This window comes from Streptomyces sp. NPDC052109 (assembly GCF_040680195.1).
In the GTDB taxonomy this organism is placed as follows: domain Bacteria; phylum Actinomycetota; class Actinomycetes; order Streptomycetales; family Streptomycetaceae; genus Streptomyces.
This window is the reverse complement of the sequence record NZ_JBFAWF010000001.1, coordinates 243,790-269,651: the sequence shown is the minus strand read 5'-3', so window position 1 is coordinate 269,651 and position 25,862 is coordinate 243,790. Positions and strand designations below refer to the sequence as shown.

19 protein-coding genes are annotated in these 25,862 nt (G+C 71.5%); 9 read left to right on the top strand and 10 right to left on the bottom strand.

The window, feature by feature from the left end; genetic code table 11:
- Positions 1 to 44: 44 nt before the first annotated feature.
- The 3 genes from AB0L59_RS01235 to AB0L59_RS01225 all read right to left on the bottom strand — a co-directional run bounded on the left by AB0L59_RS01235 (position 45) and on the right by AB0L59_RS01225 (position 5,882).
- Positions 45 to 3,773, bottom strand: a complete 3,729-nt coding sequence (locus tag AB0L59_RS01235) for an ABC transporter ATP-binding protein (protein ID WP_365577936.1) — start codon at positions 3,771 to 3,773, stop codon at positions 45 to 47.
- Positions 3,774 to 3,864: 91 nt separating this feature from the next.
- Complete coding sequence (locus tag AB0L59_RS01230) at positions 3,865 to 4,896, bottom strand: esterase-like activity of phytase family protein (protein ID WP_365577934.1); 1,032 nt, start codon at positions 4,894 to 4,896, stop codon at positions 3,865 to 3,867.
- A 62-nt stretch (positions 4,897 to 4,958) separates the two neighbouring features.
- Positions 4,959 to 5,882: a serine hydrolase gene (locus AB0L59_RS01225; RefSeq protein ID WP_365577933.1), complete on the bottom strand. Its 924-nt coding sequence runs from the start codon at positions 5,880 to 5,882 to the stop codon at positions 4,959 to 4,961.
- A gap of 91 nt (positions 5,883 to 5,973) precedes the next feature.
- Between AB0L59_RS01225 and AB0L59_RS01220 the strand changes: the two genes are divergently transcribed.
- The 3 genes from AB0L59_RS01220 to AB0L59_RS01210 all read left to right on the top strand — a co-directional run bounded on the left by AB0L59_RS01220 (position 5,974) and on the right by AB0L59_RS01210 (position 9,345).
- Complete coding sequence (locus AB0L59_RS01220; RefSeq protein WP_365577931.1) at positions 5,974 to 6,345, top strand: hypothetical protein; 372 nt, start codon at positions 5,974 to 5,976, stop codon at positions 6,343 to 6,345.
- An 84-nt stretch (positions 6,346 to 6,429) separates the two neighbouring features.
- A complete protein-coding gene (locus tag AB0L59_RS01215; RefSeq protein ID WP_365577929.1) occupies positions 6,430 to 8,721 on the top strand; it encodes a glycosyltransferase family 39 protein in 2,292 nt (763 codons plus the stop codon).
- A 405-nt stretch (positions 8,722 to 9,126) separates the two neighbouring features.
- Positions 9,127 to 9,345, top strand: coding sequence for a hypothetical protein (locus AB0L59_RS01210; RefSeq protein WP_365577927.1), 219 nt, complete (start codon positions 9,127 to 9,129; stop codon positions 9,343 to 9,345).
- Between the two features lie 132 nt (positions 9,346 to 9,477).
- Here AB0L59_RS01210 and AB0L59_RS01205 read toward each other — a convergent pair whose 3' ends face one another.
- From AB0L59_RS01205 to AB0L59_RS01195, 3 genes are read right to left on the bottom strand one after another with little or no spacing between them, the layout of a single operon-like run.
- A complete protein-coding gene (locus tag AB0L59_RS01205) occupies positions 9,478 to 11,163 on the bottom strand; it encodes a thiamine pyrophosphate-binding protein (RefSeq protein ID WP_365577925.1) in 1,686 nt (561 codons plus the stop codon).
- 23 nt (positions 11,164 to 11,186) lie between these two features.
- The gene (gene speB, locus AB0L59_RS01200; RefSeq protein WP_055706451.1) at positions 11,187 to 12,155 is read right to left on the bottom strand and encodes an agmatinase; all 969 of its coding nucleotides are present in this window, start codon (positions 12,153 to 12,155) and stop codon (positions 11,187 to 11,189) included.
- A gap of 56 nt (positions 12,156 to 12,211) precedes the next feature.
- On the bottom strand, positions 12,212 to 13,672 hold the full coding sequence (locus tag AB0L59_RS01195) for a sodium:solute symporter (RefSeq protein WP_365577923.1): 1,461 nt from the start codon (positions 13,670 to 13,672) through the stop codon (positions 12,212 to 12,214).
- 220 nt (positions 13,673 to 13,892) lie between these two features.
- Here AB0L59_RS01195 and AB0L59_RS01190 point away from each other — a divergent pair, with 220 nt between their 5' ends.
- Both AB0L59_RS01190 and AB0L59_RS01185 read left to right on the top strand, forming a co-directional pair.
- Positions 13,893 to 15,371, top strand: coding sequence for a PucR family transcriptional regulator ligand-binding domain-containing protein (locus AB0L59_RS01190; RefSeq protein ID WP_365577921.1), 1,479 nt, complete (start codon positions 13,893 to 13,895; stop codon positions 15,369 to 15,371).
- Between the two features lie 73 nt (positions 15,372 to 15,444).
- Positions 15,445 to 16,233: a phosphatase gene (locus tag AB0L59_RS01185; protein WP_365577919.1), complete on the top strand. Its 789-nt coding sequence runs from the start codon at positions 15,445 to 15,447 to the stop codon at positions 16,231 to 16,233.
- 80 nt (positions 16,234 to 16,313) lie between these two features.
- Here AB0L59_RS01185 and AB0L59_RS01180 read toward each other — a convergent pair whose 3' ends face one another.
- From AB0L59_RS01180 to AB0L59_RS01165, 4 genes are all read right to left on the bottom strand, one after another.
- The gene (locus tag AB0L59_RS01180) at positions 16,314 to 16,736 is read right to left on the bottom strand and encodes a hypothetical protein (RefSeq protein WP_365577917.1); all 423 of its coding nucleotides are present in this window, start codon (positions 16,734 to 16,736) and stop codon (positions 16,314 to 16,316) included.
- Between the two features lie 259 nt (positions 16,737 to 16,995).
- Positions 16,996 to 17,865 (bottom strand): acyl-CoA thioesterase II, encoded by an 870-nt coding sequence (gene tesB, locus AB0L59_RS01175; protein WP_365577915.1) that lies wholly within the window; start codon positions 17,863 to 17,865, stop codon positions 16,996 to 16,998.
- A 35-nt stretch (positions 17,866 to 17,900) separates the two neighbouring features.
- Complete coding sequence (locus tag AB0L59_RS01170; RefSeq protein ID WP_365577913.1) at positions 17,901 to 19,058, bottom strand: acyl-CoA dehydrogenase family protein; 1,158 nt, start codon at positions 19,056 to 19,058, stop codon at positions 17,901 to 17,903.
- Between the two features lie 182 nt (positions 19,059 to 19,240).
- The gene (locus AB0L59_RS01165) at positions 19,241 to 19,840 is read right to left on the bottom strand and encodes a TetR/AcrR family transcriptional regulator (RefSeq protein ID WP_365577911.1); all 600 of its coding nucleotides are present in this window, start codon (positions 19,838 to 19,840) and stop codon (positions 19,241 to 19,243) included.
- A gap of 97 nt (positions 19,841 to 19,937) precedes the next feature.
- On the opposite strand from AB0L59_RS01165, the gene AB0L59_RS01160 reads away from it, so the two are divergent.
- The 4 genes from AB0L59_RS01160 to AB0L59_RS01145 are packed head-to-tail and all read left to right on the top strand — an operon-like array spanning position 19,938 to position 25,589.
- Positions 19,938 to 21,554 (top strand): carboxyl transferase domain-containing protein, encoded by a 1,617-nt coding sequence (locus tag AB0L59_RS01160; protein ID WP_365577909.1) that lies wholly within the window; start codon positions 19,938 to 19,940, stop codon positions 21,552 to 21,554.
- An 11-nt stretch (positions 21,555 to 21,565) separates the two neighbouring features.
- Positions 21,566 to 23,482 (top strand): acetyl/propionyl/methylcrotonyl-CoA carboxylase subunit alpha, encoded by a 1,917-nt coding sequence (locus AB0L59_RS01155; RefSeq protein WP_365577907.1) that lies wholly within the window; start codon positions 21,566 to 21,568, stop codon positions 23,480 to 23,482.
- Positions 23,479 to 24,423, top strand: a complete 945-nt coding sequence (locus tag AB0L59_RS01150; protein ID WP_365577905.1) for a hydroxymethylglutaryl-CoA lyase — start codon at positions 23,479 to 23,481, stop codon at positions 24,421 to 24,423. The genes AB0L59_RS01155 and AB0L59_RS01150 overlap by 4 nt, the downstream gene beginning before the upstream one ends.
- 5 nt (positions 24,424 to 24,428) lie before the next feature.
- Positions 24,429 to 25,589, top strand: coding sequence for an acyl-CoA dehydrogenase family protein (locus AB0L59_RS01145; RefSeq protein ID WP_365577903.1), 1,161 nt, complete (start codon positions 24,429 to 24,431; stop codon positions 25,587 to 25,589).
- Positions 25,590 to 25,862 lie beyond the last annotated feature (273 nt).

Sequence of the window (25,862 nt, the reverse complement as noted above, 5' to 3'; positions counted from 1 at the left end):
GACGCGTCGGCCGGGGCCCGGTGGGCTACGCCGAACCGCGGATCTCAGCGGGACGCGGGGACCGGCTCCTCCGGTTCCGGCCGGCCGACGAAGGTGCGCCACAGAGCGGCGTACCGGCCGTCGCGGGCGAGGAGTTCTTCGTGGGTGCCGTCCTCCGCGACCCGGCCGTGGTCCATGACCACCACCCGGTCCGCGCGGGCCGCCGTGGTCAGCCGGTGGGCGACCACCAGGGTCGTACGACGGCCCGTCAGGCGGTCGGTGGCCTGATTGACCTGGGCCTCCGTGGCCAGGTCCAGCGCGGCCGTGGCCTCGTCGAGGAGCAGGATGTCGGGGTCGACCAGTTCGGCGCGGGCGAGCGCGATCAGCTGGCGCTGGCCGGCCGAGAGATTGCGGCCCCGCTCGGCGACCTCGTGCAGATAGCCGCCCTCCAGCGTGGCGATCATCTCGTGCGCGCCGACCGCCCGCGCCGCCGCCTCCACCTCGGCGTCGGTGGCGTCGGGACGGCCGTAGGCGATGGCGTCCCGGACGGTGCCCGGGAAGAGGTAGGCCTCCTGCGGGACCACCCCGAGGCGGTGCCGGTACGAGGTCAGGTCCAGGGCGCGCAGATCCGTGCCGTCGACCGTGACCCGGCCGCCGGTGGGGTCGTAGAAGCGCGCCACCAGCTTGACCAGCGTCGACTTGCCGGCGCCCGTCTCACCGACGAAGGCCACCGTCTGCCCGGCCGGTATCGTCAGGTCGATGCCGGCCAGGGCCGCGTCGCCCTCGTCGGTGGCCCCGTACGCGAAACGCACGCCCTCGAAGGCGATGTCACCGCGCAGGGACAGCACCTCCAGCGGCTCGTCCGTCGACTTCGTGGACGTCGGCTCGCGCAGCAGCTCCTGGATGCGGCCCAGGGAGACCGTGGCCTGCTGGTAGCCGTCGAACACCTGGGACAGCTGCTGCACGGGCGCGAAGAACAGGTCGATGTAGAGCAGATACGCCACCAGGGCGCCGGTGGTGAGCGTCGCCGCCTCCACCCGGTGCGCGCCCACCATCAGCACGGAGGCCGCCGCCACGGACGACAGCAGCTGCACGAACGGGAAGTAGACGGAGATCAGCCACTGACCGCGGATACGGGCGCTCCGGTAGCTGTCGCTGCGTGCGGCGAACCGCCGCCCGCCGTCCCGCTCGCGCCGGAAGGCCTGCACGATCCGCAGCCCGGCGACCGACTCCTGGAGGTCGGCGTTGACCACCGACACGCGTTCCCGGGCCAGTTCGTACGCCTTGACGCTCGCCCGGCGGAAGAAGAAGGTCGCGACGAACAGCGGGGGCAGTGTCGCGAAGACGACGAGCGCGAGCTGTACGTCGATCACCAGCAGCGCGACCATGATGCCGAAGAAGGTCACGACCGAGACGAACGCGGTGACCAGGCCGGTCTGCAGGAAGGTGGACAGGGCGTCGACGTCGGTCGTCATCCGGGTCATGATCCGGCCGGTCAGCTCGCGCTCGTAGTAGTCGAGGCCGAGCCGCTGGAGCTGCGCGAAGATCTTCAGCCGCAGCGCGTACAGCACCCGCTCGCCGGTACGGCCGGTCAGCCGCGTCTCACCGATCTGCGCGGCCCACTGCACCAGCACGGTCAGCAGGCCCAGCAGCGAGGCCGCCCAGACCGCGCCGATGGCCATCTTCGTCACGCCCGCGTCGATGCCGTGCCGGATCAGCACCGGCAGCAGCAGGCCCGCGCCCGCGTCCACGGCGACCAGCAGCAGGCTGAGGAGCAGGGGCAGCCCGAAGCCGCGCAGCAGGCGGCGCAGGCCGTAGGAGTCCTCGTGACGGACCGCGCGGGCCTCGTCGACGTCCGGGGTGTCGGTGGCCGGGGGCAGCGCCTCCACCTGGGCGAGGAGCTCGGGGGTGGCGGGGGTGCCGCTGAGCGCCTGGTCCTTGGGGGTGCGGTCGCCGGTCCACAGCCGGGGGGTGACACCCCGCTCGGCGTCGAACTCCGCGTCCAGCTCCTCGCGGACGGAGGTGTCCTCCCGCGGTACGGCGGGGGCGGCGTGGCCCGGGGAGACCCCGCCCAGCTCGTCCGGATCGGTGAGCAGCCGCCGGTAGAGGGCGGACCGCTCCTGGAGTTCGTCGTGGGTGCCGAGGTCGGCGAGCCGGCCGCCGTCGAGGACGGCGATGCGGTCGGCGAGGTTCAGCGTGGAGCGGCGGTGCGCGATGAGCAGGGTCGTACGGCCCTCCATCACCTGCTTCAGTGCCTCGTGGATCTCGTGCTCGACACGGGCGTCCACGGCCGAGGTGGCGTCGTCCAGGACCAGCAGGCGCGGGTCGGTGAGCAGGGCGCGGGCGAGCGCGATGCGCTGGCGCTGGCCGCCCGAGAGGGTGAGGCCCTGTTCGCCGACCTTGGTGTCGTAGCCCTCGGGCAGCTCGGCGATGAAACGGTCCGCCTGGGCGGCGCGGGCGGCCTTGCGGATCTCCTCCTCGGTGGCGTCGGGACGGCCGTACGCGATGTTGCTGCGCACGGTGTCGGAGAAGAGGAAGGAGTCCTCCGGGACCAGGCCGATCGCCGCCCTGAGCGAGTCGAGGGTCAGCTCGCGGACGTCGTGCCCGCCGATCAGGACCGCACCGTGGGTGACGTCGTAGAAGCGCGGGAGCAGCAGGGAGAGGGTGGATTTGCCGGAGCCGGAGGAGCCGACGACGGCGAGGGTCTCGCCGGGGCGGATCTCGAAGGTCAGGCCGTCGAGGACCTTGGACCCGCTGTCGTACGCGAAGGACACGTCGTCGAACTCGACGGTCGCGGGCGCGCCGGCGGGAAGCGTCTTGGTGCCTTCGCGGAGCGTCGGCTCGGTGTCGATCAGCTCCAGCACGCGCTCGGTGCCGGCCCGGGCCTGCTGGCCGACGGTGAGGACCATCGCGAGCATGCGGACCGGGCCGACCAGCTGGGCGAGGTAGCTGGAGAAGGCGACGAACGTGCCGAGCGTGATGTGCCCGCGCACGGCCAGCCAGCCGCCGAGGGCCAGCATGGCGACCTGGCCGAGCGCCGGGACCGCCTGGAGGGCGGGGGTGTACGTGCTGTTCAGCCGGATCGTGCGCAGTCGCCCCGCGAAGAGCTTGCGCCCGACCTCGCGCAGCTTCCCGGTCTCCTGCTCCTCCTGCCCGAAGCCCTTCACCACGCGGACGCCGCTGACGGCGCCGTCGACCACCCCCGCGACGGCCGCCGCCTGGGCCTGGGCGTACCAGGTGGCGGGGTGCAGCTTGCTGCGGCTCCGCTTGGCTATCCAGCCGAGCGCGGGCGCGACGGCGAGGGCGACCAGGGTCAGCGGCAACGACAGCCACGCCATGATCACCAGGGAGAGCAGGAAGAGCAGGACGTTCCCCAGGGTCATCGGGAGCATGAAGAGCAGGCCCTGGATCAGCTGCAGGTCGCTGGTGGCCCGGCCGACCACCTGCCCGGTGGACAGCTCGTCCTGGCGGCGGCCGTCGAGCCGGGTGATCGTGCCGTACATCTCGGTCCGCAGGTCGTGCTGGACGTCGAGGGCGAGCCGTCCGCCGTAGTAGCGGCGGACGTAGGCGGAGGCGTAGACGAGGAGGGCCGCGCCGATCAGGGCGCCGGCCCAGGGGGCCATGGTGCGGGTGTGGTTACCGACCACGTCGTCGATGATCACCTTGGTGATCAGCGGGATCACGGCCATGACCGCCATGCCGGCGAGGGAGGAGCCGAGGGCGAGGACGACGTCCTTCGGATACCGCCAGGCGTATGCCGCCAGGCGCCGTGCCCATCCCCGTTCCGCTGTCACGCCGGTGCCTTCCTTTCGACCTGCCCTACCGGAAGGCACCAACACGGCCGGAGGCGGATTTCATCCCTCCGCAACAAAACGGGGTGGGGGGTCAGGCCCGTACCCGCAAGTAATAGAACCTCGTCGTCTGTGCCGCGTTCTGGTTGTCGTCGCTCACCAGCAGGACCCGGAGGCTGCCGGTGTGGTCACGCCCCGTGATCGCCATGCCCTCGATGTTGTCCAGTAGGGGATTGGGCTGGGTCTGCCTGGCCGTGGCGCCCAGCGACGGACAGTCGGCGACGTCGGTCAGCAGCGTCTTCTCGATCAGGCGCACTCCGGGCTGCCCGGTCAGGTTCCCGATGCCGCTGGTGTCGGTCGCGTGACGGAGGTCGGCCAGGTAGAGGCGGACGGTGTTGCCGACGCCGGAGGTGAAGCCGCGCTCCAGGACCAGGAGGCGGCCGTCGGGCGTGGCCTGGACCTCGGGGACGCCGAGACCGGCGTCGGTGCGGTACGCGTACTGGGCGGAGAGGCGGAAGTGGTCGCCCCTGGTGCGCTGCCAGGTCTGGAAGCGGACGATCCCCGCCGAGTCGCCCGAGATCGCGTACTCCATGGAGGCCAGCAGGGTGTGACCGCCGGGCAGCAGGGTCAGACCCTCGAAGGTCTGGTTGGCGGTGGCGCGGCCGGCCGGGGCGACGAGGAGGGAGGACGGGACCGGCAGCCGGTCGAGGATCGTGCCGTCGGCGGAGTAGCGGCGCACGGACGGCTCGGTCTCGGAGGTGACGAGCCGGGTGCCGTCCCGGTCGATGACGAGACCCTCGGAGTCGAGGTCGGCGCCCTTCTCGTCGGCGAGGTGGACGGCCCGCCTCGGCCGAAGGGTCCGCGCGTCCAGCTCGAACAGGGACGAGCGGTCCTCCAGGGCGGCGATCGAGCCGTCGCGGTCGACCGCGAGCGCGGAGAAGTTGCCGACGAAGGTGCCGTCGTACGTCGTCTTGTCGAGCGCGTCGGAGAAGCGGTCGATGGCGACGGTCGGCGAACAGGCGTGGCCGCCCGTCGAGTTGGCGGCGCCGGCGGGCCCGGCGGCGGTCAGGCAGGTGGCCGCCGCCAGGCCGGCGGTGAGGGTGGCGAGTACGGTTCTCAAGCGCATGCCGGTCACCGTAGGGCGGGTCGGGTGTCCTGCGGGAGACCGCCCCGTGAACCCGCTCCGGGTCAGCCCTGCGGCGGCACCGCGACGAACGCCTCGCTGGGCTTGCTCGTCGGGGTGTAGACCGCGGTCGCGGAGGTGGTCGGCACGAGGTCCTTGTGGATGGCCTTGGCGACGTTCTGGATGGTGGTGACGCCGTAGTCCATGGTGCTGTTGTCCTGCGTCAGCACCGAGATCATGTAGTCGTGGCCGGCGCCGTTGAAGGTGCCGAGGCTGTGCACCCGCCAGCCGTGCGTCGCGCGCTGCAGCCAGCCGTTCTTGACGTGCACGGCGACCGTGGACGGCGCGCCGGCCGGGGTGCCCCAGCGCTGCGAGGAGATGACCTGGCCCATCAACTTCAGGATGTAGTCACGGGAGTTGTCGCTCAGCACGCTGTTCTTGGCGGTGACGAGCTTGAGCAGCTTCTGCTCGTCGGTGACGTTCTCCTGGGTCAGGCCCCAGTAACCGTTCGCACCCGGCACGGTCTTCGTCATCCCGGCGGCGGCCAGGAAGCCCTTGATCTTCGTCATGCCGAGCTGCTTCCACAGCGCGGTCGTCGCGTCGTTGTCCGACTTGGTGATCATGGCCTTGGTGAGCGAGGCCTCACGGTCGGTCAGGTAGCGGTTGTGCTTCTTGGCGTCCCACAGCAGCGTGGCGAGCACGGTGACCTTCACGGTGCTGGCCGAGTCGTAGGAGCTGGTGGCGCGCAGGGTACAAGTGGTGCTGGTGCCGCGGTCGTACAGACCGAGCGCGACCGTGCTCCTGCGGTTCGCGAGGGCGGACGTGATGTCCTTCTGCAGCTTGGCGGCCAGGCCCGCCTTGGCGGACGTACAGCTGACGGCGGGCGTGGCCGCGGCGGCCGGGGTGGCGGCGGCCACGGTGGGTATGACGAGCGCGGCACCTAGGGCGGCGGCGAGCGCGCCGGTACGTCTTGTTGTCCGGGGATCCATACCCGCGTTGACGCACGGAACCGCCCGAAAGGTTGTACGCCCGCTCCGGCTCGGACGTTCGAGCGGTCCCGGAGATGGCAATGATTCGTCCATGCCGGAGGACACGGAAAGCGGATACGTACGGTCGGGGCGGCTGTTCGCGGCGTTGGCGGTGCTGCACTACCTGGTCTCGTCCGACCGGAAGCCGCTCGACCGGGGGGCGTACCCCTCGAAGGACAATATCCTGATTCGGATCAACCGGATCAAAAGGGATTATTCCCTGGACCAGTTGATGGCGTTGCGCAACCGCGGCGGCCAGGAGTGGGAGGCGGCGGCGGAGATATTCCGACTGATCCCGGGCCTTCTGTCACCGGGACGCGTCCCGACCGAGGGCCTCAACGACAAAAGTCTCGCGGAACACAAGGCGGGCTACGACGCCCAGATGACCGACTTCCGGGAGAAGTTCCCGAAGCTGCTGCCCTGACCCCTTACCCGACTCTCACCGACCCACAGCCTCCGCCCAGGCGCACCACAGCCCGCACCCATCGCCGGTCTGCAGGGTGCACTGGTGACATCTGCCACCGATCCCCTCCCCCACACGACGACCGCGACCCCGGGTTCGCCGGCACCGGACGCCGTACCTCCGGAGCGTGTACCCCGCTGGTCGCTGCCCGCGCTGCTCGCGATCCTGCTGCTGGCGGCGGTGCTCTACTCCTGGAACCTCTCCGGGTCGAGCCTGAACACCTTCTACAGCGGCGCCGTCTGGGCCGGTACGAAGAGCTGGAAGGCCTGGTTCTTCGGCTCGCTGGACCCGGGCAACTTCCTCACCGTCGACAAACCGCCCTTCGCGCTCATGGTCATGGGCCTGTCGTGCCGCCTCTTCGGCTTCGGCACCTGGCAGATGATGGCGCCGATGATCGTGACGGCACTGGCCACGATCTGGATCCTGCACACATCCGTCAGGCGGGTGTGGGGTCACGGCGCGGCGACGGTGGCCGCCCTGGTGCTGGCCCTGACACCGATCACGGTCGCCATCAACCGCGACAACAACCCCGACACCCTGCTGGTGTTCCTCATGGTGTCGGGGGCGGCGCTCGCGCTGCGCGCCACGCGTGACGACCGGCTGCTGCCCCTGCTGGGCTCGGCCGCCTGCTTCGGCCTCGCCTTCAACACCAAGCTGCTCGCGGGCTACATCGCCCTGCCGGCCGTCTTCGTGGTCTACCTCTACGCGTCGCGGGCCCCATGGCTGAAGCGGGTAGTCAACCTGCTGCTCGCGGCGGTCGTCCTCGCCGTCTTCAGCTTCTGGTGGGCGGTGGCCGTCTCCCTGGTCCCGGCCGCCGACCGGCCGTACATCGGCGGTTCGACCGACGGCACCGCCTGGGACCTGATCATGGGGTACGACGGTCTCGGCCGCGTCTTCGGCGGCGAGGGCAACGGCGCCGGCGGCGGAGGCGGCGGAGGCGGCTTCTCCGGCACCGCGGGCCTCGGCCGGATGTTCAACGACATCCTCGGCGGCCAGATCTCGTGGCTGCTGCCCTTCTCGGCGATCGCGCTGATCGCCGGCCTGGTGCTGTGCGGTCGCGCCCCCCGCACCGACCTGAAGCGGATGGCGCTGATCCTGTGGGGTGGCTGGACCGTGCTCCACTACCTCATCTTCGCCACGGCCCAGGGCACCATGCACCCCTACTACACGACCGCGCTCGCCCCGGGCATCGCGGCGCTGTGCGGCGGCGGTGGCGTGATGCTGCTGAACGCCTTGCGCGCCGACAGGCGCTGGGCATGGGTCCTTCCGCTCGCCTTCGCCGTCACCGGCCTCTGGGCGATCGTCCTGCTCCGCCGGGCCTCCGGCTGGAACACCTGGCTGTGGCCGGCGATCGGGCTTCTCACGGCGGCCGGGATCGTGGGCATGCTGCTGTTCCGCACCGGCGGCCGGGCCCGGCTGCTGGCGGCCTCCCTGGCGGCGGCGGTGGTCGCGGCACTGGCGGGTCCGACGGCGTACGCCTGGTCGGTGCCGTCCGGTTCCGGCGGCGGCATGGGCGGCACGAACCCCACGGCGGGGCCCTCGACCGGCGGCGGCTTCGGCGGCGGGCCGGGCGGGGGCGGGCGCGGTGGCTTCGGCGGTGACCGCAGCGGCTCCGGCGGCTTCCCGGGCGGCGGGGAGATGCCGGGCGGCGCGAACGCCGAAGCGGGCGGGGTGCCGGGCAACGGCGAACTGCCCGGAGGCGGCAACGGCGGCTTCCCGGGAGGTGCCGGCGGCGGCTTCCCCGGAGGTGGCCAGGCACCCGGCGGCAGCGGCCGGGCGGGCGGCGCGGTCCCCGGCGGTACGGGAGAAGCCGGGGGCGCCGGAGCAGCCGGCGGCTCCCGTGCGGAGCGGCGCGGCGGCTTCGGCGGCGGCGGTTTCGGCGGCGGCCCCATGGGAGGCGAGACGAGCAGCGAACTGATCGCCTACCTGAAGAAGCATCAGGACGGCGCCACCTGGCTGCTGGCCGTCTCCAACTCCCAGTCCGCCGCACGGCTCGAACTGACCACCAAGGAGCCCGTCATCTCCATGTGGGGCTTCACCGGCAGCGACAACGCGATGACCGTCGCCAAGCTGGAGGAACTGGTGAAGAAGGGCGAGCTGCACTACATCCAGCTGGGCGGCGGCATGAGGGCAGGCGGGCCCGGCGGTGGCGGCAACAGCGTGTCCTCCGAGGTCACGGCCTGGGTGGAGAAGCACGGGACGCTGGTGAAGGAGAGCGCGTACAGCAAGAGCGCGACGTCCTCCACGACTTCCAAGTCGTCCGAGCCGTCCGGCAAGACCTCGTCTCGGAGCAGCCAGTCCACGCTCTACCGACTGGACCCGTCGGACGTGAGCTGAACGGGCGAAGACAACCCACGCGGCGCGCCGAGACCAAAGCCGGCCTTCGGCGCGCCGCGCCTGTCGCCTGGCGCACCCGCAGCACCCTGTGGGGCACGACGTGGGCGACCCCTTCGAGACCCGCGAGGACGCCGAGAAGGCCGCATTCGACCTGGCCGGATCGAAGCCGGACCCCTGGGGGAACTTCCGACAGCTCGAGACAGAAAATGGCTCGCGGGTAGTCGTGCACAGGCATGATCCAGCAAGACCTCACTTCCACGCCGGCGAGGCAAAGATCGACGACTCCAGGAAGTCGGCAACTTCGGATGGGACAACAGGAAATTCCAGCTCCCGGCCGGTCGCACGCACTGGAGCGCTGTGGCCTCCCGGGTGCTGAAGTCCGCCGCTCCGCCGGATGCACCATCAGTGACGGAAGCCATCCGTGCGGTCGCCGGATTCGCTGTCGAGCCGGTCGCCGTCATTCCCGTCGCAGCCCCGGATGCCGTCGACGAACTCGACCGGCAGTGGCCACGCTATGCCGCGCTCGGCCCGCTGTGCGACGAAAAGGGCGAGTTTTTCCTTTCTCCTCCCGTATCTGGCGGCAGCGAGATCGGCGGGGTAAAAGGCGACGCGCAGCGCCCTTGACGCACCTCGCCATGCACGACACCGGCTGAGGAGCGAGCGGGCCGGCGGCCACGCACTCACTCCTCGGCGAACAACTCCGTCGCGCCCGTGGGCGTGTACGGCTAGCTGGGCCCGGACCTCCAGTTGGACGAGCTAACCCAGATGCGTAGGCGCGAACATCCGCAGCACAGCCGAGAGCACGACCACCGACGGTCCCGGCGCCGCCAGCGCCTTCGCCAGGTCCTCCTCCAGGGTCTGCGGGGTCGTACGGACCCCGGGCACCCCGAAGGACTCGGCGAGGGCCACGTAGTCCGGACGCGTCAGCTCCGTCGCCGTGGCCTGGCCGAAGGCGTCGGTCATGTACTCGCGGAGGATTCCGTAGCCGCCGTCGTCGACGATCAGCCAGGTGACCGGCAGGTCGTACTGGCGAGCCGTGGCCAGTTCCGCGATCGAGTACAGGGCGCCGCCGTCACCCGACACGGCCAGGACCGGGCGCGTCGGGTCGGCCGCCGCCGCACCCAGCGCCGCCGGGAAGCCGTAGCCGAGGCCGCCGGCGCCCTGCGCGGAGTGCATGAGGTTCGTGCCCCGGGGATCGAACGCCGACCAGGCCCAGTACGCCAGGATCGTCATGTCCCAGAAGGACGGGGAGTCGGCGGGCAGGGCGCGCCGGACGGCACCCAGCGCCTCCTGTTCCAGGGTGAGTCCCTGGGAGGCGACGCGCTCACCGACTCGGGACAGCAGCTCCCGCACCCGGTCCGGCGCCGACGCGTCCGTCCGCTCCTCCACCGTCTCCAGCAGGGCCTGCAGCGCGAGGCGCGCGTCCGCGTGGATGCCCAGCGCCGGGTGGTTCGACTCCAGTTTGCCGAGGTCGGCCTCGATCTGGACGACCCGGCCGCGGGGCTTGAACGTGTGGTAGTTGGAGGAGAGTTCACCGAGGCCCGAGCCGACCACCAGCAGAACGTCCGCGTCCTCCAGGAAGTCCGTCGTGTGGCGGTCCTCCAGCCAGGACTGCAGCGAGAGAGGGTGCTCCCAGGGGAACGCGCCCTTGCCGCCGAACGTCGTCACCACCGGCGCCTGAAGTTTCTCGGCCAGCGCCCTCAGCTTCCCGGAGGCGTCCGACCGTACGACCCCGCCGCCGGCGATGATCGCAGGGCGGGCCGCACGGGACAGCAAGTCGGCGGCCACCGCCGTAAGTTCGGGGCGCGGGGCCAGGTCCTCCGGCGTCGCGTCCGGCGCCGTCACCACCGGCAGGGCGGTCGGCGCGAGCAGCACGTCCTGCGGGATCTCCACCCACACCGGGCCGTGCGGGACGGTGAGCGCCGACTTCCAGGCCGCCGCGATCGCGGACGGGATCTGGGACTGCGTGCGGACCGTGTGGACGGACTTGACCACGCCGCGGAACGAGGCGGCCTGGTCAGGGAGTTCGTGGAGGTAGCCGTGGCGGCCGCCGCCCAGGCCCGCCGTCGGGATCTGGCTGCTGATCGCCAGCACGGGGGCGGAGGCCGCGGCCGCCTCCTGCAACGCGGCCAGCGACGTCAGGGCTCCCGGGCCCGTCGACAGCAGCAGCGGCGCCGCCTCGCCCGTGATCCTGCCGTAGGCGTCCGCCGCGAAGCCCGCGTTGTTCTCCACCCGCAGGCCCACATAGCGCAGAGCAGATCTGCGCAGGGCGTCGAACATACCGAGGGCGTGCTGGCCGGGCAGGCCGAAGACCGTCGTCGCGCCGAGCCCGGCCAGCGTTTCCACGACCAGGTCTCCGCCGTTCCGGCCGGGAGGGGGATTCAGCGCGGCCGCCGTCTGCTGATCGGTCGGTCGGAGTACCAGGTCGTGGTCGTGAGTCACAGCTCTCGTTCCCCTAGGGAGAGTCAGGCGTTGCGGGCCGCCGCGATCTGGCGGCTCATGATGGTGGTCAGTTCGTAGGCCGTGTGCGAGGCCGCCACCGAGGTGATCTCGGCGTGGTCGTACGCGGGTGCCACCTCGACGACGTCCGCCGAGACCAGGTTGCAGGACGCCAGGCCGCGCAGGATCTCCAGCAGCTCGCGGGAGGTCATGCCGCCCGCCTCCGGCGTACCGGTGCCGGGCGCGTGGGCCGGGTCGAGGCAGTCGATGTCGATGGAGATGTACAGCGGGCGGTCACCGATGCGCTGGCGCAGCTGGTCGGCCACCTCGTCGGCGCCCCGGCGGTAGATGTCGGCGGACGTGACGATGCCGAAGCCCATCTTCTCGTCGTCCGTCAGGTCCTGCTTGCCGTACAGCGGGCCGCGGGTGCCGACGTGGGAGAGGGCCGAGGTGTCGAGGATGCCCTCCTCCACCGCGCGGCGGAACGGGGTGCCGTGGGTGTACTCGGCACCGAAGTACGTGTCCCAGGTGTCCAGGTGGGCGTCGAAGTGGAGCAGGGCGACCGGGCCGTGCTTCTTCGCGACCGAGCGCAGGAGCGGCAGGGCGATGGTGTGGTCGCCGCCCAGGGTCATCAGGCGGGCGCCGGTGCCGAGCAGTTCGTCCGCCGCCGCCTCGATCGTCTCGACGGCCTCGTTGATGTTGAACGGGTTCACCGCGATGTCGCCGCCGTCGGCCACCTGCGCCAGGGCGAACGGGGACGCGTCCTGCGCCGGGTTGTACGGGCGCAGCAGCCGGGACGCCTCGCGGATGGCGTTGCCGCCGAAGCGGGCGCCCGGCCGGTACGAGACGCCGGAGTCGAACGGCACGCCCACGACGGCGACGTCGGCGGTGCCGACCTCGTCCAGGCGGGGCAGCCGGGCGAAGGTCGCGGGGCCGGCGTACCGCGGGATGCGGGAGGAGTCGACGGGGCCGCGGGGCGTCTCGTTGCTGCTCATGGTGAAATGCCTTCTTTCCTGCGCTTCGTCGCGCATGTGCTGCTTTCCATACGACTCTACTGGTGAGCCGGGACCGGTTCGGACGCGAGTTCGGGGTTCCGTCCGGCGAGGCGTTCGCGCCAGGTGGCGAGCACGGTCTCGTCGGTGGGCTTGGTCGCCAGGGAGACCACGACGTAGGCGGCGAGGGAGGCGAGCAGGCCGTAGTAGACGGGCTCGTTGGCCAGGATGCCGTAGCCCGCCATCAGGCCGATGACCGCGAGGCCGCCGACGATCACGGAGGCGAGGGCGCCCTGGACGGTGCCGCGCTTCCACAGCAGACCGCCGAGGATCGGCACGAGCAGACCGCCCACGAGCAGGTTGTACGCCACCGTCAGCGCCTCGACCACGTTGTTCAGCGCGATCGCCGTACCGATCACGGCCACACCCATGATCAGGATGAACGCGCGGTTGCCGCCGACCTCGTCATGGTCCCCGGACGACCGCTTGGTGATCCCCCGCAGCCGCGACCAGATGTCGTTGTTGGCGACCGTGGCGCAGGCGATCAGCGCGCCGGAGGAGGTGGACATCACGGCGGCGAGGGCGGCGGCCAGCACCAGGCCGCGCACGCCGACGGGGAGTTCGTCCTTGACGATGGTGGCGAAGGCGTCGTCGGGGCTGCCGAGCTTGGGGTAGAGCACCTTGGCGGCCGTGCCGATCACCGCGCCGGCGAGGGCGTAGGCCAGACAGTAGGTGCCGGCCACGGTGCCGCCCCACTTGGCGGTCCTGTCACTGCGGGCGGTGAACACGCGCTGCCAGATGTCCTGGCCGATGAGCATGCCGAACGTGTAGATCAGGACGTAGGTGAAGATCGTCTGGCCGCCGATGCCCAGCGGGTCGAAGTACGAGGTGGGCAGCTTGGCCTTCATCTCGCTGAAGCCACCCGCCTTGACGACCGCGATCGGCAGGAGCAGCAGGAGCACGCCGATCGTCTTGACCACGAACTGCACCATGTCGGTCAGGGTGATGGACCACATGCCGCCGAGGGTGGAGTAGGCGACGACGATCGAGCCGCCGATGACGATCGCGAGGGTCCGGTTCATGTCGAACAGGACGTCGAAGATCGTGGCGTAGGCGATCGTGGACGTCACCGCGAGCATGAGGGTGTACGCCCACATGACCACGCCGGAGATCACACCGGCGCGGCCGCCGTAGCGCAGGTCGAGCATCTCGGAGACGGTGTAGACCCTCAGCCGGGCGATGCGGGCGGAGAAGAAGACGGACAGCGCGAGCAGGCCGAGGCCGATGGTGAAGACCATCCAGGCGCCGGAGAGGCCGTACTGGTAGCCGAGGCCCACGCCGCCGATGGTGGAGGCGCCGCCGAGGACGATCGCCGCCATGGTGCCGGAGTACATGGCCGGTCCGAGGCGGCGGCCCGCCACCAGGAAGTCGCTCTTCGACTTGGCGCGGCGCATGCCCCACCAGCCCATGGCCAGCATGCCGGCGAGATAGACGACGATCACTGTGTAGTCGACGGCCATGGGGCAGTCCTCCTTCGCTCACGGGTCGGTGGCGTGTCGTGCAAAGACGTGGGGGGTTCCTCCGGGATGTCCTTCCGCGGAGGGGCGACGGCAGCTGATCGCGGGGACATCCGCCCGTACCCGCGGCTGCCGTGCTGACTTGACACTAGGTGGCCGGAAAGCGACTGCGAAGTGTACGTTTCATCCATATGAGCGGGGGTGGATGGAGGGAACGCACACCATGCCGGAGACGATCACCCCAGCGGTCCCACCGACCCCACCGGTCCCGCTGTCGGCCCTGCTGTCCCGCGAGGACCTCGCCCTGCGCCAGATCGCGGGCCCGGACGACCCGTCCGTCGTGATCCACTGGGCGCACACCTCGGAGATGGCCGACCCGTACCCGTATCTGCTGGGCGGCGAGCTGCTGCTCACGGCCGGGGTGCACATCCCGGAGGCGGCGGGCTCGGGCACCTACTTCGACGACTACGTCTCCCGGATCGTCGCGGCGGGTGGCGCGGCCCTCGGCTTCGGCGTGGCCCCGGTGCACGACACCGTCCCGCGCGCCCTGGTCGCCGCCTGCGAGCGCCACGGCCTGCCGCTGCTGGAGGTGCCGCCCCGGACCACCTTCTCGGGCGTGGCCCGCGCGGTGTGGCAGCTGATGGCCCAGGCCCGCCTGGCCGAACTGCGCCGCGTCACCGAAGCCCAGCAGAGCCTCGCCGCGGCGGCCTCCCGCCCGGATCCGGTGCCTTCGGTGCTGCGGCAGCTGGCCCAGCGTCTGGGCGGCCGGGCGGTGCTCTACGGCCCGGACGGCACGGAGATCGCGGCGGCGGGCCGGGAGCAGGCACCGGACGTGGGCCGGGCGCTCAGGGGACTGGTGCCGGTGGTACGGCCCGCGGGGAATGCGGCACCCAGGGCGACCTCCGCCACCGACGCCGTCGACGACGTCCACCTGGCCGTCTACGCCCTCGGCGCCGACGAGGGGTTCGTGCTCGGCGTGGCCACCGTCCGGCGCGACCCCGGCGACCACACCATCGCCTCCGTCGCCGCCGTGCTGCTGTCGCTGCTGACCGGGGAGCACCACAGCGGCGCCGGTGCCGCCCGGTCCTCCGCCCTGGTACGGCTGCTGCTGGGCGCCCCGCCCGAGGAAGTGGCCCCGCTGCTCGGCGCCGGGGAGTGGCTCGTCGTGCACGCCCGCCCCGAGGCCCAGCTGCCCGACGCCGTCGCCGCCTCCGCGCTCGGCGCGGCGCTGGGTTCGCCGTTGGTCGACCTCGGGCGTGACGTCGTACGGGTGCTGGTGCCGGGCGGGCGGGTGCCGGAGCCGCAGGCGGGCTGGACGCTCGGGGTGAGTGCGGCCGTGGAGCCCCGGGAGTGGCCGGCCGCCGACGCCCAGGCGGCCCGGGCCCTCGCCCGGGCCCGCGCCACCCGCACTCCGCTCGTCCGGCACGGCGCCCGGCCGGGCCTGGAGGATCTGGTGCCGCGGGCGGACGCCGAGGCACACGCCCGCGCGCTGCTCGCCCCGCTGGCCGGCCGGCCCGAACTCGTCGAGACCCTGCGCAACTGGCTCGCGCTGCACGGAAGTTGGGACCGTACGGCGGTGGCGCTCGATGTGCACCGCAACACCGTGCGGCAGCGGATCGCCCGCTGCGCCGCCCTGTTGGACGCCGACCTGGACGACCCGGACGTGCGCATGGAGTTGTGGTTCGCGCTGCGGCGCGGCTGACCGGGCGAGTGAGCCCCGTCCCAGCGGACGATATGGCGAGGACGGCCGCAGCCCGCTGCCTCACAATGGACGCATGCCGATATCCGGGACGCCCAGCCGCGCTCAGCTCGTCGACCACCTGGTGAGAACCCGTATCGCGGGGGACGTCGCCACACCGCGTGAGAACAACCTCTCCCACTACCGCCAGCTCGCCAACGGCGTCCGCAACTTCTGGCTCGGCCTGGAACTCGGCGACCGCTGGACGGACGAGCAGGACGTGCTCGCTGTCATGGCCGAGCGGGTGGGGGTCAACGACGATCCGGAGTACCGGTACGGCCAGGACACCATCGACCCCGAACTGACCGTGGACGCGCTGGAGCGGATGGCGGCACGGCTGCGTAAAGCGGCCGAGGACCGGCAGCGAGTGCTGTTCGCGACCGGGCACCCGGGCGGTCTGCTGGACGTGCACCGGGCCACGGCAGCCGCGCTGCGTGCCGCCGGCTGCGAGATCGTGGTCATCCCGGACGGGCTGCAGACGGACGAGGGTTACGTGATGCAGTTCGCGGACGTCGCGGTGCTGGAGCACGGGGCGACGCTGTGGCACACCCACTCCGGGGAGCCGATGCGGGCCGTTCTGACGGCACTTGAGCGCGAGGGGCGCCCGCTGCCGGACCTGGTCGTCGCCGACCACGGCTGGGCCGGGTACGCCGGCCAGCACGGCCTGGACTCGGTCGGATACGCCGACTGCAACGACCCGGCGCTGTTCCTCGCCGAGTCCGAGGGCACCCTCCAGGTCGTCGTACCGCTCGACGACCATGTGGTCAGCCCCCGCCACTACGACCCGATGGCGGCGTATCTGCTGGCGCAGGCGGGACTTTCCTGACCCGCCGCCGCGCCGCTCCGGCACGGCACTGTGCGGCTCCGCACGCGGAGCCGCACAGGGTGGGCGCGTTCGGCGCCGGATCAGCTGCTACTACTGCTGCTGCGACTTCCGCTACTGCTGTTGTTGCTGTTGTTGCTGCTGCTCTTGTTGCCGCTGCTGCTGCCGCTGCTGTTGCCGCTGCTGCCGCTGTTGTTCCAGTTGCCGTTGTTCCAGTTGCCGTTGTTCCAGTTGCCGTTGCCGCCCCAGCCGCCCCAGCCGCCACCGCCGTGGTGGCGCCCGTGGTGGCGGTGGTGGTGCCAACCGCCACAGCCGCAGCCCCAGCCCCAGCCTCCACCCCAGCCTCCGCCCCAGCCCCCGCCCCAGCCCCCGCCCCAGCTGTGGAAGCTGGGGCTCTGCGCAGGGGCTGCCGAGGCGGTGCCGGCCGTGCCGATCGCGGCTCCGCCGGCCAGCAGGAAGCCTGCGGCGGACATCACGACGTAACGCTTGAAGCGCTGTGCTCGCATGGGAAAGTACCCTTCTGTCTCCATCATCTCCCGCGGCTCCCTGAGGAATACGCGGCGTGGATGGCGGCGCCGTGCTCACTGAGGGGGACAGACACGGCGCGCTCTTCAGGTGTCACCGCAGAAGACTCACTGGACGGATGTCGCCGCCGACGTCTGCCGTTCCGGGAGTTCGGGAACCGTCGGCCGGTTACACCCTGTGCTGCGGCTGTCACTCATAGAGATTAGTACCCCAGCGGTCACTCGGCACCTCGAGACCACATCAGTCCCGCGGGACGCGGACGACACCCTCCTGGATGACGGTGATGGCGAGCTGTCCGTCCTGTGTGTAGATACGGGCCTGGCCGAGGCCGCGGCCGCCGTGCGCGGACGGCGACTCCTGGTCGTACAGCAGCCATTCGTCGGCGCGGAAGGGGCGGTGGAACCACATCGCGTGGTCCAGGGAGGCGCCCACGACATCCCCTACCGCCCAGCCGCCCCGGCCGTGCGCGAGCAGCACGGAGTCGAGGAGGGTCATGTCGGAGACGTAGGTGGCGAGCACGACGTGCAGCAACGGGTCGTCGTCCAGCTTGCCGTTGGTGCGGAACCACACCTGCGAGTGCGGCTCGCGCGGCGCGCCGAACTGCCCGTACGGCGGCTCCTCCACGTACCTGAGGTCGATGGCCTCGCGGGCCTCCAGGAACTTCTCGACGACCTCGGGGGACAGGTGGGCGTAGCCACGCAGCCGCTCCTGCGAGGTGGGCAGGGAGGCCGGGTCGGGCGAGGCGGGCATGGGCGCCTGGTGCTCCAGCCCCTCCTCGTACACCTGGAAGGACGCGGACAGGTGGAAGATCGGCTTGCCGTGCTGTACGGCGACCACGCGGCGGGTGGTGAAGGACCGGCCGTCGCGGATGCGGTCGACGGTGTAGACGATCGGCGCGCCCGGGTCGCCGGGGCGCAGGAAGTACGCGTGCAGGGAGTGGGCCGGCCGGTCCGCGGGGACGGTCCGTCCCGCGGCGACCAGCGCCTGCGCCGCGACCTGCCCGCCGAAGACGCGGGGTACGACGGCGGAGCGGGACTGGCCCCGGAAGATGTTCTCCTCGATCTGCTCGAGGTCGAGCAGATCGAGGAGATCCTGGAGTGCCTTGCTCATAGCGTCAGTTGTACCGGCCAGTGATTGCGGTCGGCTTACAGGCCCATGTCCTTCGCGATGATCGTCTTCATGATCTCGCTGGTGCCGCCGTAGATGCGGTTGACACGGTTGTCCGCGTACAGGCGGGCGATCGGGTACTCGTTCATGTAGCCGTAGCCGCCGTGCAGCTGGAGGCAGCGGTCGATGACACGGTGGGCGACCTCGGTGCAGAACAGCTTGGCGGAGGCGGCCTCGGCGGGGGTGAGCTCACCGGCGTCCAGGGCCTCGGTCGCGCGGTCGGCGACGGCCTCGGCGGCGTCCACCTCGGCCTGGCAGGCGGCCAGCTCGAACTTGGTGTTCTGGAAGTGGGCGACCGGCTTGCCGAAGACGGTGCGCTCCTGGACGTACTGCTTGGCGAACCGGACGGCGGCCTTGGCCTGCGCGTAGGCGCCGAAGGCGATGCCCCAGCGCTCCGAGGCCAGGTTGTGGCCGAGGTAGTAGAAGCCCTTGTTCTCCTCGCCGAGCAGGTCCTCGACCGGCACCTTGACGTCGACGAAGGCCAGCTCGGCGGTGTCGGAGGTCTTCAGGCCCAGCTTGTCGAGCTTGCGGCCGACGGAGTAGCCCTCGGACTTGGTGTCCACCGCGAACAGGGAGATGCCGTGACGGCGGTCCTCGGCGGTGGGCGCGGAGGTGCGGGCGCAGACGATGACACGGTCGGCGTGGACGCCGCCGGTGATGAAGGTCTTGGCACCGTTGAGGACGTAGTGCGTGCCGTCCTCGGAGAGCTTGGCGGTGGACTTCATGCCCGCGAGGTCGGAACCGGTACCCGGCTCCGTCATCGCGATGGCCCACATCTCCTCGCCGGTGACGAACTTCGGCAGGTAGCGCTTCTTCTGCTCGTCGGTGGCGAGCATCTTGATGTACGGCAGGGCGAGCAGCACGTGCACGCCGGAGCCGCCGAACTGCACGCCCGCGCGGGCGGTCTCCTCGTAGAGGACGGCCTCGAACTTGTGGCTGTCCAGGCCCGCGCCGCCGAACTCCTCGGGCACGTTGATGCCGAATATCCCCAGCTCGCCGAGCTTGTAGTAGAAGTCGCGCGGCGCCTGGCCGGCGGCGAACCACTCGTCGTAGACCGGGACGACCTCGGCCTCGATGAAGGCGCGGATGGTCTCCCGGAACGCCTCGTGATCCTCGTTGAACACCGTACGGCGCACGGTTACCTCCCCGGACTCGGCACATCGGCATGTCTAAGCGCTTGCTCAGACTCGAAGATACCGGCGAGTACGGGGATGCGTCCAGAGACGCAGATCACTCCGGGGCCGACTCGCGGGGCGGCGCTCACGGGGCGGACGGCTCGGGCAGGCCGGACACCGGCCCGGCCGCGCGAGTCACGCGCTCACCGCTCCCCCGCCGCCTCGAACGCCCCCCGGGCCATCCGGTGCAGCAGTGCCGCCGTCGTGCCACGCCCCGGCAGGGTCCCCGCCCGCCCCAGGTGCGGTGTGGAGTTCAGCAGGCCGAAGACCGAGTGGACGGCCGAGCGGGCCGAGGGTTCGGAGAGTGCCGGATAGACCTCCCGTACGACCTCCACCCACAGCTCCAGGTACTGCCGCTGCAGCTGCCGCACCAGCTTGCGGTCGCTGTCGCGCAGGCGGTCCAGCTCCCGGTCGTGCAGGGTGATGAGCGGGCGGTCGTCCAGGGCGAAGTCGATGTGGCCCTCGATGAGGGAGTCGAGGACCGCCGAGGCACCCGTCTCCCCGTCGGCCTCCGCCAGGCGGCGCTTCGCTCCCGTCAGCAGCTGGCCACTGATGCCGACCAGCAGCTCGGCGAGCATCGCGTCCTTGCCCGGGAAGTGCCGGTACAGCCCGGGGCCGCTGATGCCCACCGCGGCACCTATCTCGTCGACGCCGACGCCGTGGAAGCCGCGCTCGGCGAAGAGCCGGGCGGCCTCCTTCAGGATCTGCTCGCGCCGGGTCGGTGCATCGGTTCTGGTGACCATGCAGGCAATTCTAGACAGCGAGGTTAGCGGTCGTTAACCTAGAGGAAATGGTTAACGCTCATTAACTGGTTCGATTACCGGGTGAGGGGACCGCAGGATGCAGGAGGCACCGGAGCTGACGAGCGCGGCAGACCCCGCGTCGGAGGCCTGGCGGGCCAATGAACAGGCTCATCTCGCGCTCGTGGAGGAGTTGCGCGGCAAGCTGGCCGCGGCGGCCCTCGGCGGCGGTGAGAAGGCGCGCGCCAGGCACACCGCGCGGGGCAAGCTGCTGCCGAGGGACAGGGTGGACACGCTGCTCGACCCCGGGTCGCCGTTCCTGGAGCTGGCCCCCCTCGCGGCCGACGGGATGTACGACGGTCAGGCCCCCGCCGCCGGGGTGATCGCCGGGATCGGGCGGGTCAGCGGGCGCGAGTGCGTGATCGTGGCCAATGACGCGACCGTCAAGGGCGGCACGTACTACCCGATGACGGTGAAGAAGCACCTGCGCGCCCAGGAGGTGGCCCTGGACAACCGGCTGCCCTGCGTCTGTCTCGTCGACTCCGGAGGCGCCTTCCTGCCGATGCAGGACGAGGTCTTCCCGGACCGCGAGCACTTCGGGCGGATCTTCTACAACCAGGCCCGGATGTCCGGCGCGGGGATCCCGCAGATCGCGGCCGTCCTCGGCTCGTGCACGGCCGGCGGCGCGTACGTCCCGGCGATGAGTGACGAGGCAGTGATCGTCCGTGGTCAAGGGACGATCTTCCTCGGCGGCCCGCCCCTGGTGAAGGCCGCCACCGGTGAGGTCGTCACCGCCGAGGAGCTGGGCGGCGGCGAGGTGCACTCCCGGATCTCCGGTGTCACCGACCACCTCGCGGAGGACGACGCGCACGCCCTGCGGATCGTGCGGAACATCATCGCCACCCTCCCGGCCCGGCAGCCCCTGCCCTGGGAGGTCCAGCCGGCCGCAGAGCCGAAGGTCGACCCGTACGGGTTGTACGGCGCCGTCCCGGTCGACTCCCGCACCCCCTACGACGTCCGCGAGATCATCGCCCGGATCACGGACGGCTCCCGGTTCGCCGAGTTCAAGAGCGAGTTCGGGCAGACGCTGGTCACCGGCTTCGCCCGCATCCACGGCCACCCGGTCGGGATCGTCGCCAACAACGGCATCCTCTTCTCCGAGTCCGCGCAGAAGGGCGCCCACTTCATCGAGCTGTGCGACCAGCGCGGGATCCCGCTGGTGTTCCTGCAGAACATCTCCGGGTTCATGGTCGGCAAGGACTACGAGGCGGGCGGCATCGCCAAGCACGGCGCCAAGATGGTCACCGCCGTCGCCTGCACGCGCGTACCGAAGCTCACGGTGGTGGTCGGCGGGTCGTACGGCGCCGGCAACTACTCGATGTGCGGCCGGGCCTACTCCCCCCGCTTCCTGTGGATGTGGCCCAACGCCAAGATCTCCGTGATGGGCGGCGAGCAGGCCGCGTCCGTCCTCGCCACGGTCAAGCGGGACCAGCTGGAGGCGCGCGGCGAGGAGTGGCCCGCCGGGGACGAGGAGGCCTTCAAGGCGCCGATCCGCGCACAGTACGAGCGCCAGGGCAACGCCTACTACGCCACGGCCCGCCTCTGGGACGACGGCGTGATCGACCCGCTGGAGACCCGTCAGGTGCTCGGACTCGCCCTGACGGCCTGCGCCAACGCGCCGCTGGGAGACCCCCAGTTCGGCGTCTTCCGGATGTGAGGAGGGGAACCGTGTTCGACACAGTGCTGGTCGCCAACCGGGGCGAGATCGCCGTACGCGTCATCCGTACGCTCCGCTCGCTGGGCGTGCGCTCGGTGGCGGTCTTCTCCGACGCCGACGCCGACGCGCGGCACGTCCGGGAGGCCGACACGGCGGTACGGATCGGTCCGGCGCCGGCGGCCGAGAGCTATCTGTCGGTGGAGCGGCTGCTGCAGGCCGCCGCCCGCACCGGCGCCCAGGCCGTCCACCCGGGGTACGGCTTCCTCGCCGAGAACGCGGGCTTCGCGCGCGCGTGCGAGGAGGCGGGTCTGGTGTTCATCGGCCCGCCGGCGGACGCGATCGCCCTCATGGGCGACAAGATCCGCGCCAAGGAGACGGTGGAGGCGGCCGGGGTTCCGGTCGTGCCCGGCGGGCGCGATCCCGAACTGGCCGAGGCCGCCCGTGCGTTGGGCGCCCCCGTGCTGCTGAAGCCGTCAGCCGGCGGCGGCGGCAAGGGCATGCGGCTGGTGCGGGACATGGCGGTGCTGGAGGAGGAGATCGCTGCCGCCCGCCGCGAGGCCCGCGCCTCCTTCGGCGACGACACCCTGCTCGTCGAGCGCTGGGTGGACCGGCCCCGGCACATCGAGATCCAGGTGCTGGCCGACGGCCACGGGAACGTGGTCCACCTCGGCGAGCGCGAGTGCTCGCTCCAGCGGCGCCACCAGAAGATCATCGAGGAGGCGCCGAGCGTGCTCCTCGACGAGGCCACGCGCGCGGCGATGGGCGAGGCGGCCGTGCAGGCGGCGCGCAGTTGCGGGTACCGGGGCGCGGGCACGGTGGAGTTCATCGTCCCCGGCGGCGACCCCTCCCAGTACTACTTCATGGAGATGAACACCCGCCTCCAGGTGGAGCACCCGGTCACCGAACTCGTCACCGGCCTGGACCTGGTGGAGTGGCAGCTGCGGGTGGCGGCCGGCGAGAGGCTGGACTTCGCCCAGTCCGACCTCACCCTCACCGGGCACGCCGTCGAGGCCCGGATCTGCGCCGAAGACCCCGCACGCGGGTTCCTCCCGTCCGGCGGTACGGTCCTCAGGCTCCAGGAACCGCAGGGCGACGGCGTCCGCACCGACTCCGGGCTCAGTGAGGGCACCGAGGTGGGCAGTCTGTACGACCCGATGCTGTCCAAGGTGATCGCCTACGGCCCCGACCGGGAGACGGCACTGAGAAAGCTCCGTTCCGCCCTCGCGGAGACGGTCACGCTGGGCGTGCCGACCAACGCGGGCTTCCTGCGCCGGCTCCTGGCCCATCCGGCCGTGGTGGCGGGCGAGTTGGACACGGGCCTGGTCGAGCGGGTGGTGGACGAGCTGGTCTCCACGGACGTGCCGGAGGAGGTGTACGAGGCGGCGGCGGCCGTACGGGCCGAGGCGCTCCGGCCCCGCACGGACGGCTGGGTCGACCCCTTCTCGGTGCCGAGCGGCTGGCGGCTCGGCGGCACCCCGAGACCGCCCGCCTTCCACCTGCGGGTGCAGGACCCGGTGACGTACACCCCGCGCGGCACCGCGACCGTCACCGGCGCCACGGTCTGCGTCACCCTCGACGGCGTCCGCCACACCTTCCACCGGGCCGGTGACTGGATCGGCCGCGACGGCGACGCCTGGCAGGTGCGGGACCACGACCCGGTGGCCGCGTCCCTGAGCAGGTCCGCGCACGCCGGCGCCGACTCCCTCACCGCGCCCATGCCCGGCACGGTGACCGTGGTCAAGGTCGCCGTCGGCGACGAGGTGACTGCCGGACAGAGCCTGCTGGTGGTGGAGGCGATGAAGATGGAGCACGTCATCTCAGCCCCGCACGCCGGCACGGTCGCCGAGCTGGACGTGAGCCCGGGCACGACGGTCGCCATGGACCAGGTACTGGCCGTCATCGCACCGCACGAGGAGGTGGCGCAGTGACCGCCGAGCGACTGCCCATGGTCGTACCGGCCACGGACCTGCCCGCGCGGGTGCGGATCCACGAGGTCGGGGCGCGCGACGGCCTGCAGAACGAGAAGCGGACCGTACCGACCGAGATCAAGGCGGAGTTCGTCCGCCGGCTCGCCGACGCGGGCCTGACGACGATCGAGGCGACGAGCTTCGTGCACCCCGAGTGGGTGCCCCAACTGGCCGACGCCGAGGAGCTGTTCCCGGCGATCAGCGGCCTTCCGGGCGTGGAGCTCCCGGTGCTCGTGCCCAACCGGCGCGGCCTGGAGCGGGCCCTGGCTCTCGGGGCCGACCGGATCGCCGTCTTCGCCAGTGCCACCGAGTCCTTCGCGAAGGCCAACCTCAACCGCACGGTGGACGAGTCGCTGGCCGTGTTCGAGCCGGTGGTGCGGCAGGCGAAGGACCGGGGCGTGCACGTGCGCGGCTATGTCTCCATGTGCTTCGGCGACCCGTGGGAGGGCGCCGTCCCGCTGCACCAGGTGGCCCGCGTCTGCACGGCCCTCAGGGACATGGGCTGTGACGAGCTGAGCCTCGGCGACACGATCGGCGTGGCCACGCCGGGCCATGTGCTCGAACTGCTCAACCTGCTCAACGAGGAGCACGTGCCGACGAACGTGATCGGCGTGCACTTCCACGACACCTACGGCCAGGCGCTCGCCAACACCCTGGCCGCCCTCCAGCACGGCGTCACCACCGTGGACGCCTCGGCCGGCGGCCTCGGCGGCTGCCCGTACGCGAAGTCCGCCACCGGCAACCTCGCCACCGAGGACCTCGTCTGGATGCTGCACGGCCTGGGCATCGAGACCGGGGTCGACCTCGGCCGTCTGACCGCCACGAGCGTGTGGATGGCCGCCCATCTGGAACGGCCCAGCCCGTCCCGTACCGTCCGCGCTCTCTCCCACAAGGAACAGTGATCAGCATGGACCACCGTCTCAGCCCCGAGCTCGAGGAACTCCGCCGTACGGTGGAGGAGTTCGCGCACGACGTCGTGGCGCCGAAGATCGGGAACTTCTACGAGCGGCACGAGTTCCCGTACGAGATCGTCCGCGAGATGGGCCGCATGGGCCTGTTCGGGCTGCCGTTCCCGGAGGAGTACGGCGGCATGGGCGGCGACTACCTCGCGCTCGGCATCGCCCTGGAGGAACTGGCCCGGGTGGACTCGTCGGTGGCGATCACCCTGGAGGCCGGCGTCTCGCTGGGCGCGATGCCGATCCATCTGTTCGGCACGGAGGAGCAGAAGCGGGAGTGGCTGCCCCGGCTGTGCGCGGGCGAGATCCTGGGCGCGTTCGGCCTGACCGAGCCGGACGGCGGCAGTGACGCGGGGGCCACGCGTACGACGGCCCGGCTGGACCCGGACACGGACGAATGGGTCATCAACGGCGCGAAGTGCTTCATCACCAACTCCGGTACGGACATCACCGGGTTGGTGACGGTGACGGCGGTCACCGGTCGCAAGCCGGACGGCCGGCCGCAGATCTCGGCGATCATCGTCCCCGCCGGCACCCCCGGCTTCACGGTCGCCGCGCCCTACTCGAAGGTCGGCTGGAACGCCTCCGACACCCGCGAGCTGTCCTTCCAGGACGTGCGGGTGCCGGCCGCGAACCTGCTCGGCGCGGAGGGCCGGGGTTACGCCCAGTTCCTGCGCATCCTGGACGAGGGCCGGATCGCCATCGCGGCCCTCGCCACCGGTCTGGCCCAGGGCTGTGTCGACGAGTCGGTGAAGTACGCGAAGGAACGCCACGCCTTCGGCCGGCCGATCGGCGCCAACCAGGCCATCCAGTTCAAGATCGCCGACATGGAGATGAAGGCGCACACGGCCCGTCTGGCCTGGCGGGACGCGGCTTCCCGGCTGGTCTCGGGCGAGCCCTTCAAGAAGGAGGCGGCCCTGGCCAAGCTGTACTCCTCCACGATCGCCGTGGACAACGCCCGCGACGCCACCCAGATCCACGGCGGCTACGGCTTCATGAACGAGTATCCGGTGGCGCGCATGTGGCGCGACTCCAAGATCCTGGAGATCGGCGAGGGCACGAGCGAGGTCCAGCGGATGCTGATCGCCCGGGAGCTGGGGCTGGTGAGCTGAACCCCGCCCCTCGGACACCTCCGGCCCCGCACGCATCCCGCGCGGGGCCGGTTCGTTAGGGGGGCGGGGCCCGGACGTCGGCGGGCGGGCGCGGAGCGCCGGAGGACGGGGAACGCCGCCGGACGGCGGGGCGGGTCACCGAACGCGGCGCGGGGCGGGTTGCCGGAGCACGGGCGCGGGGCGCCGAAGCGCGGGCGCGGGGCGCCCAAGCACGGGGCCAGGTGGCCCGACGACAGGGCGCGTGGCCGCAGCACGGCCGCGGGGCACCGGACG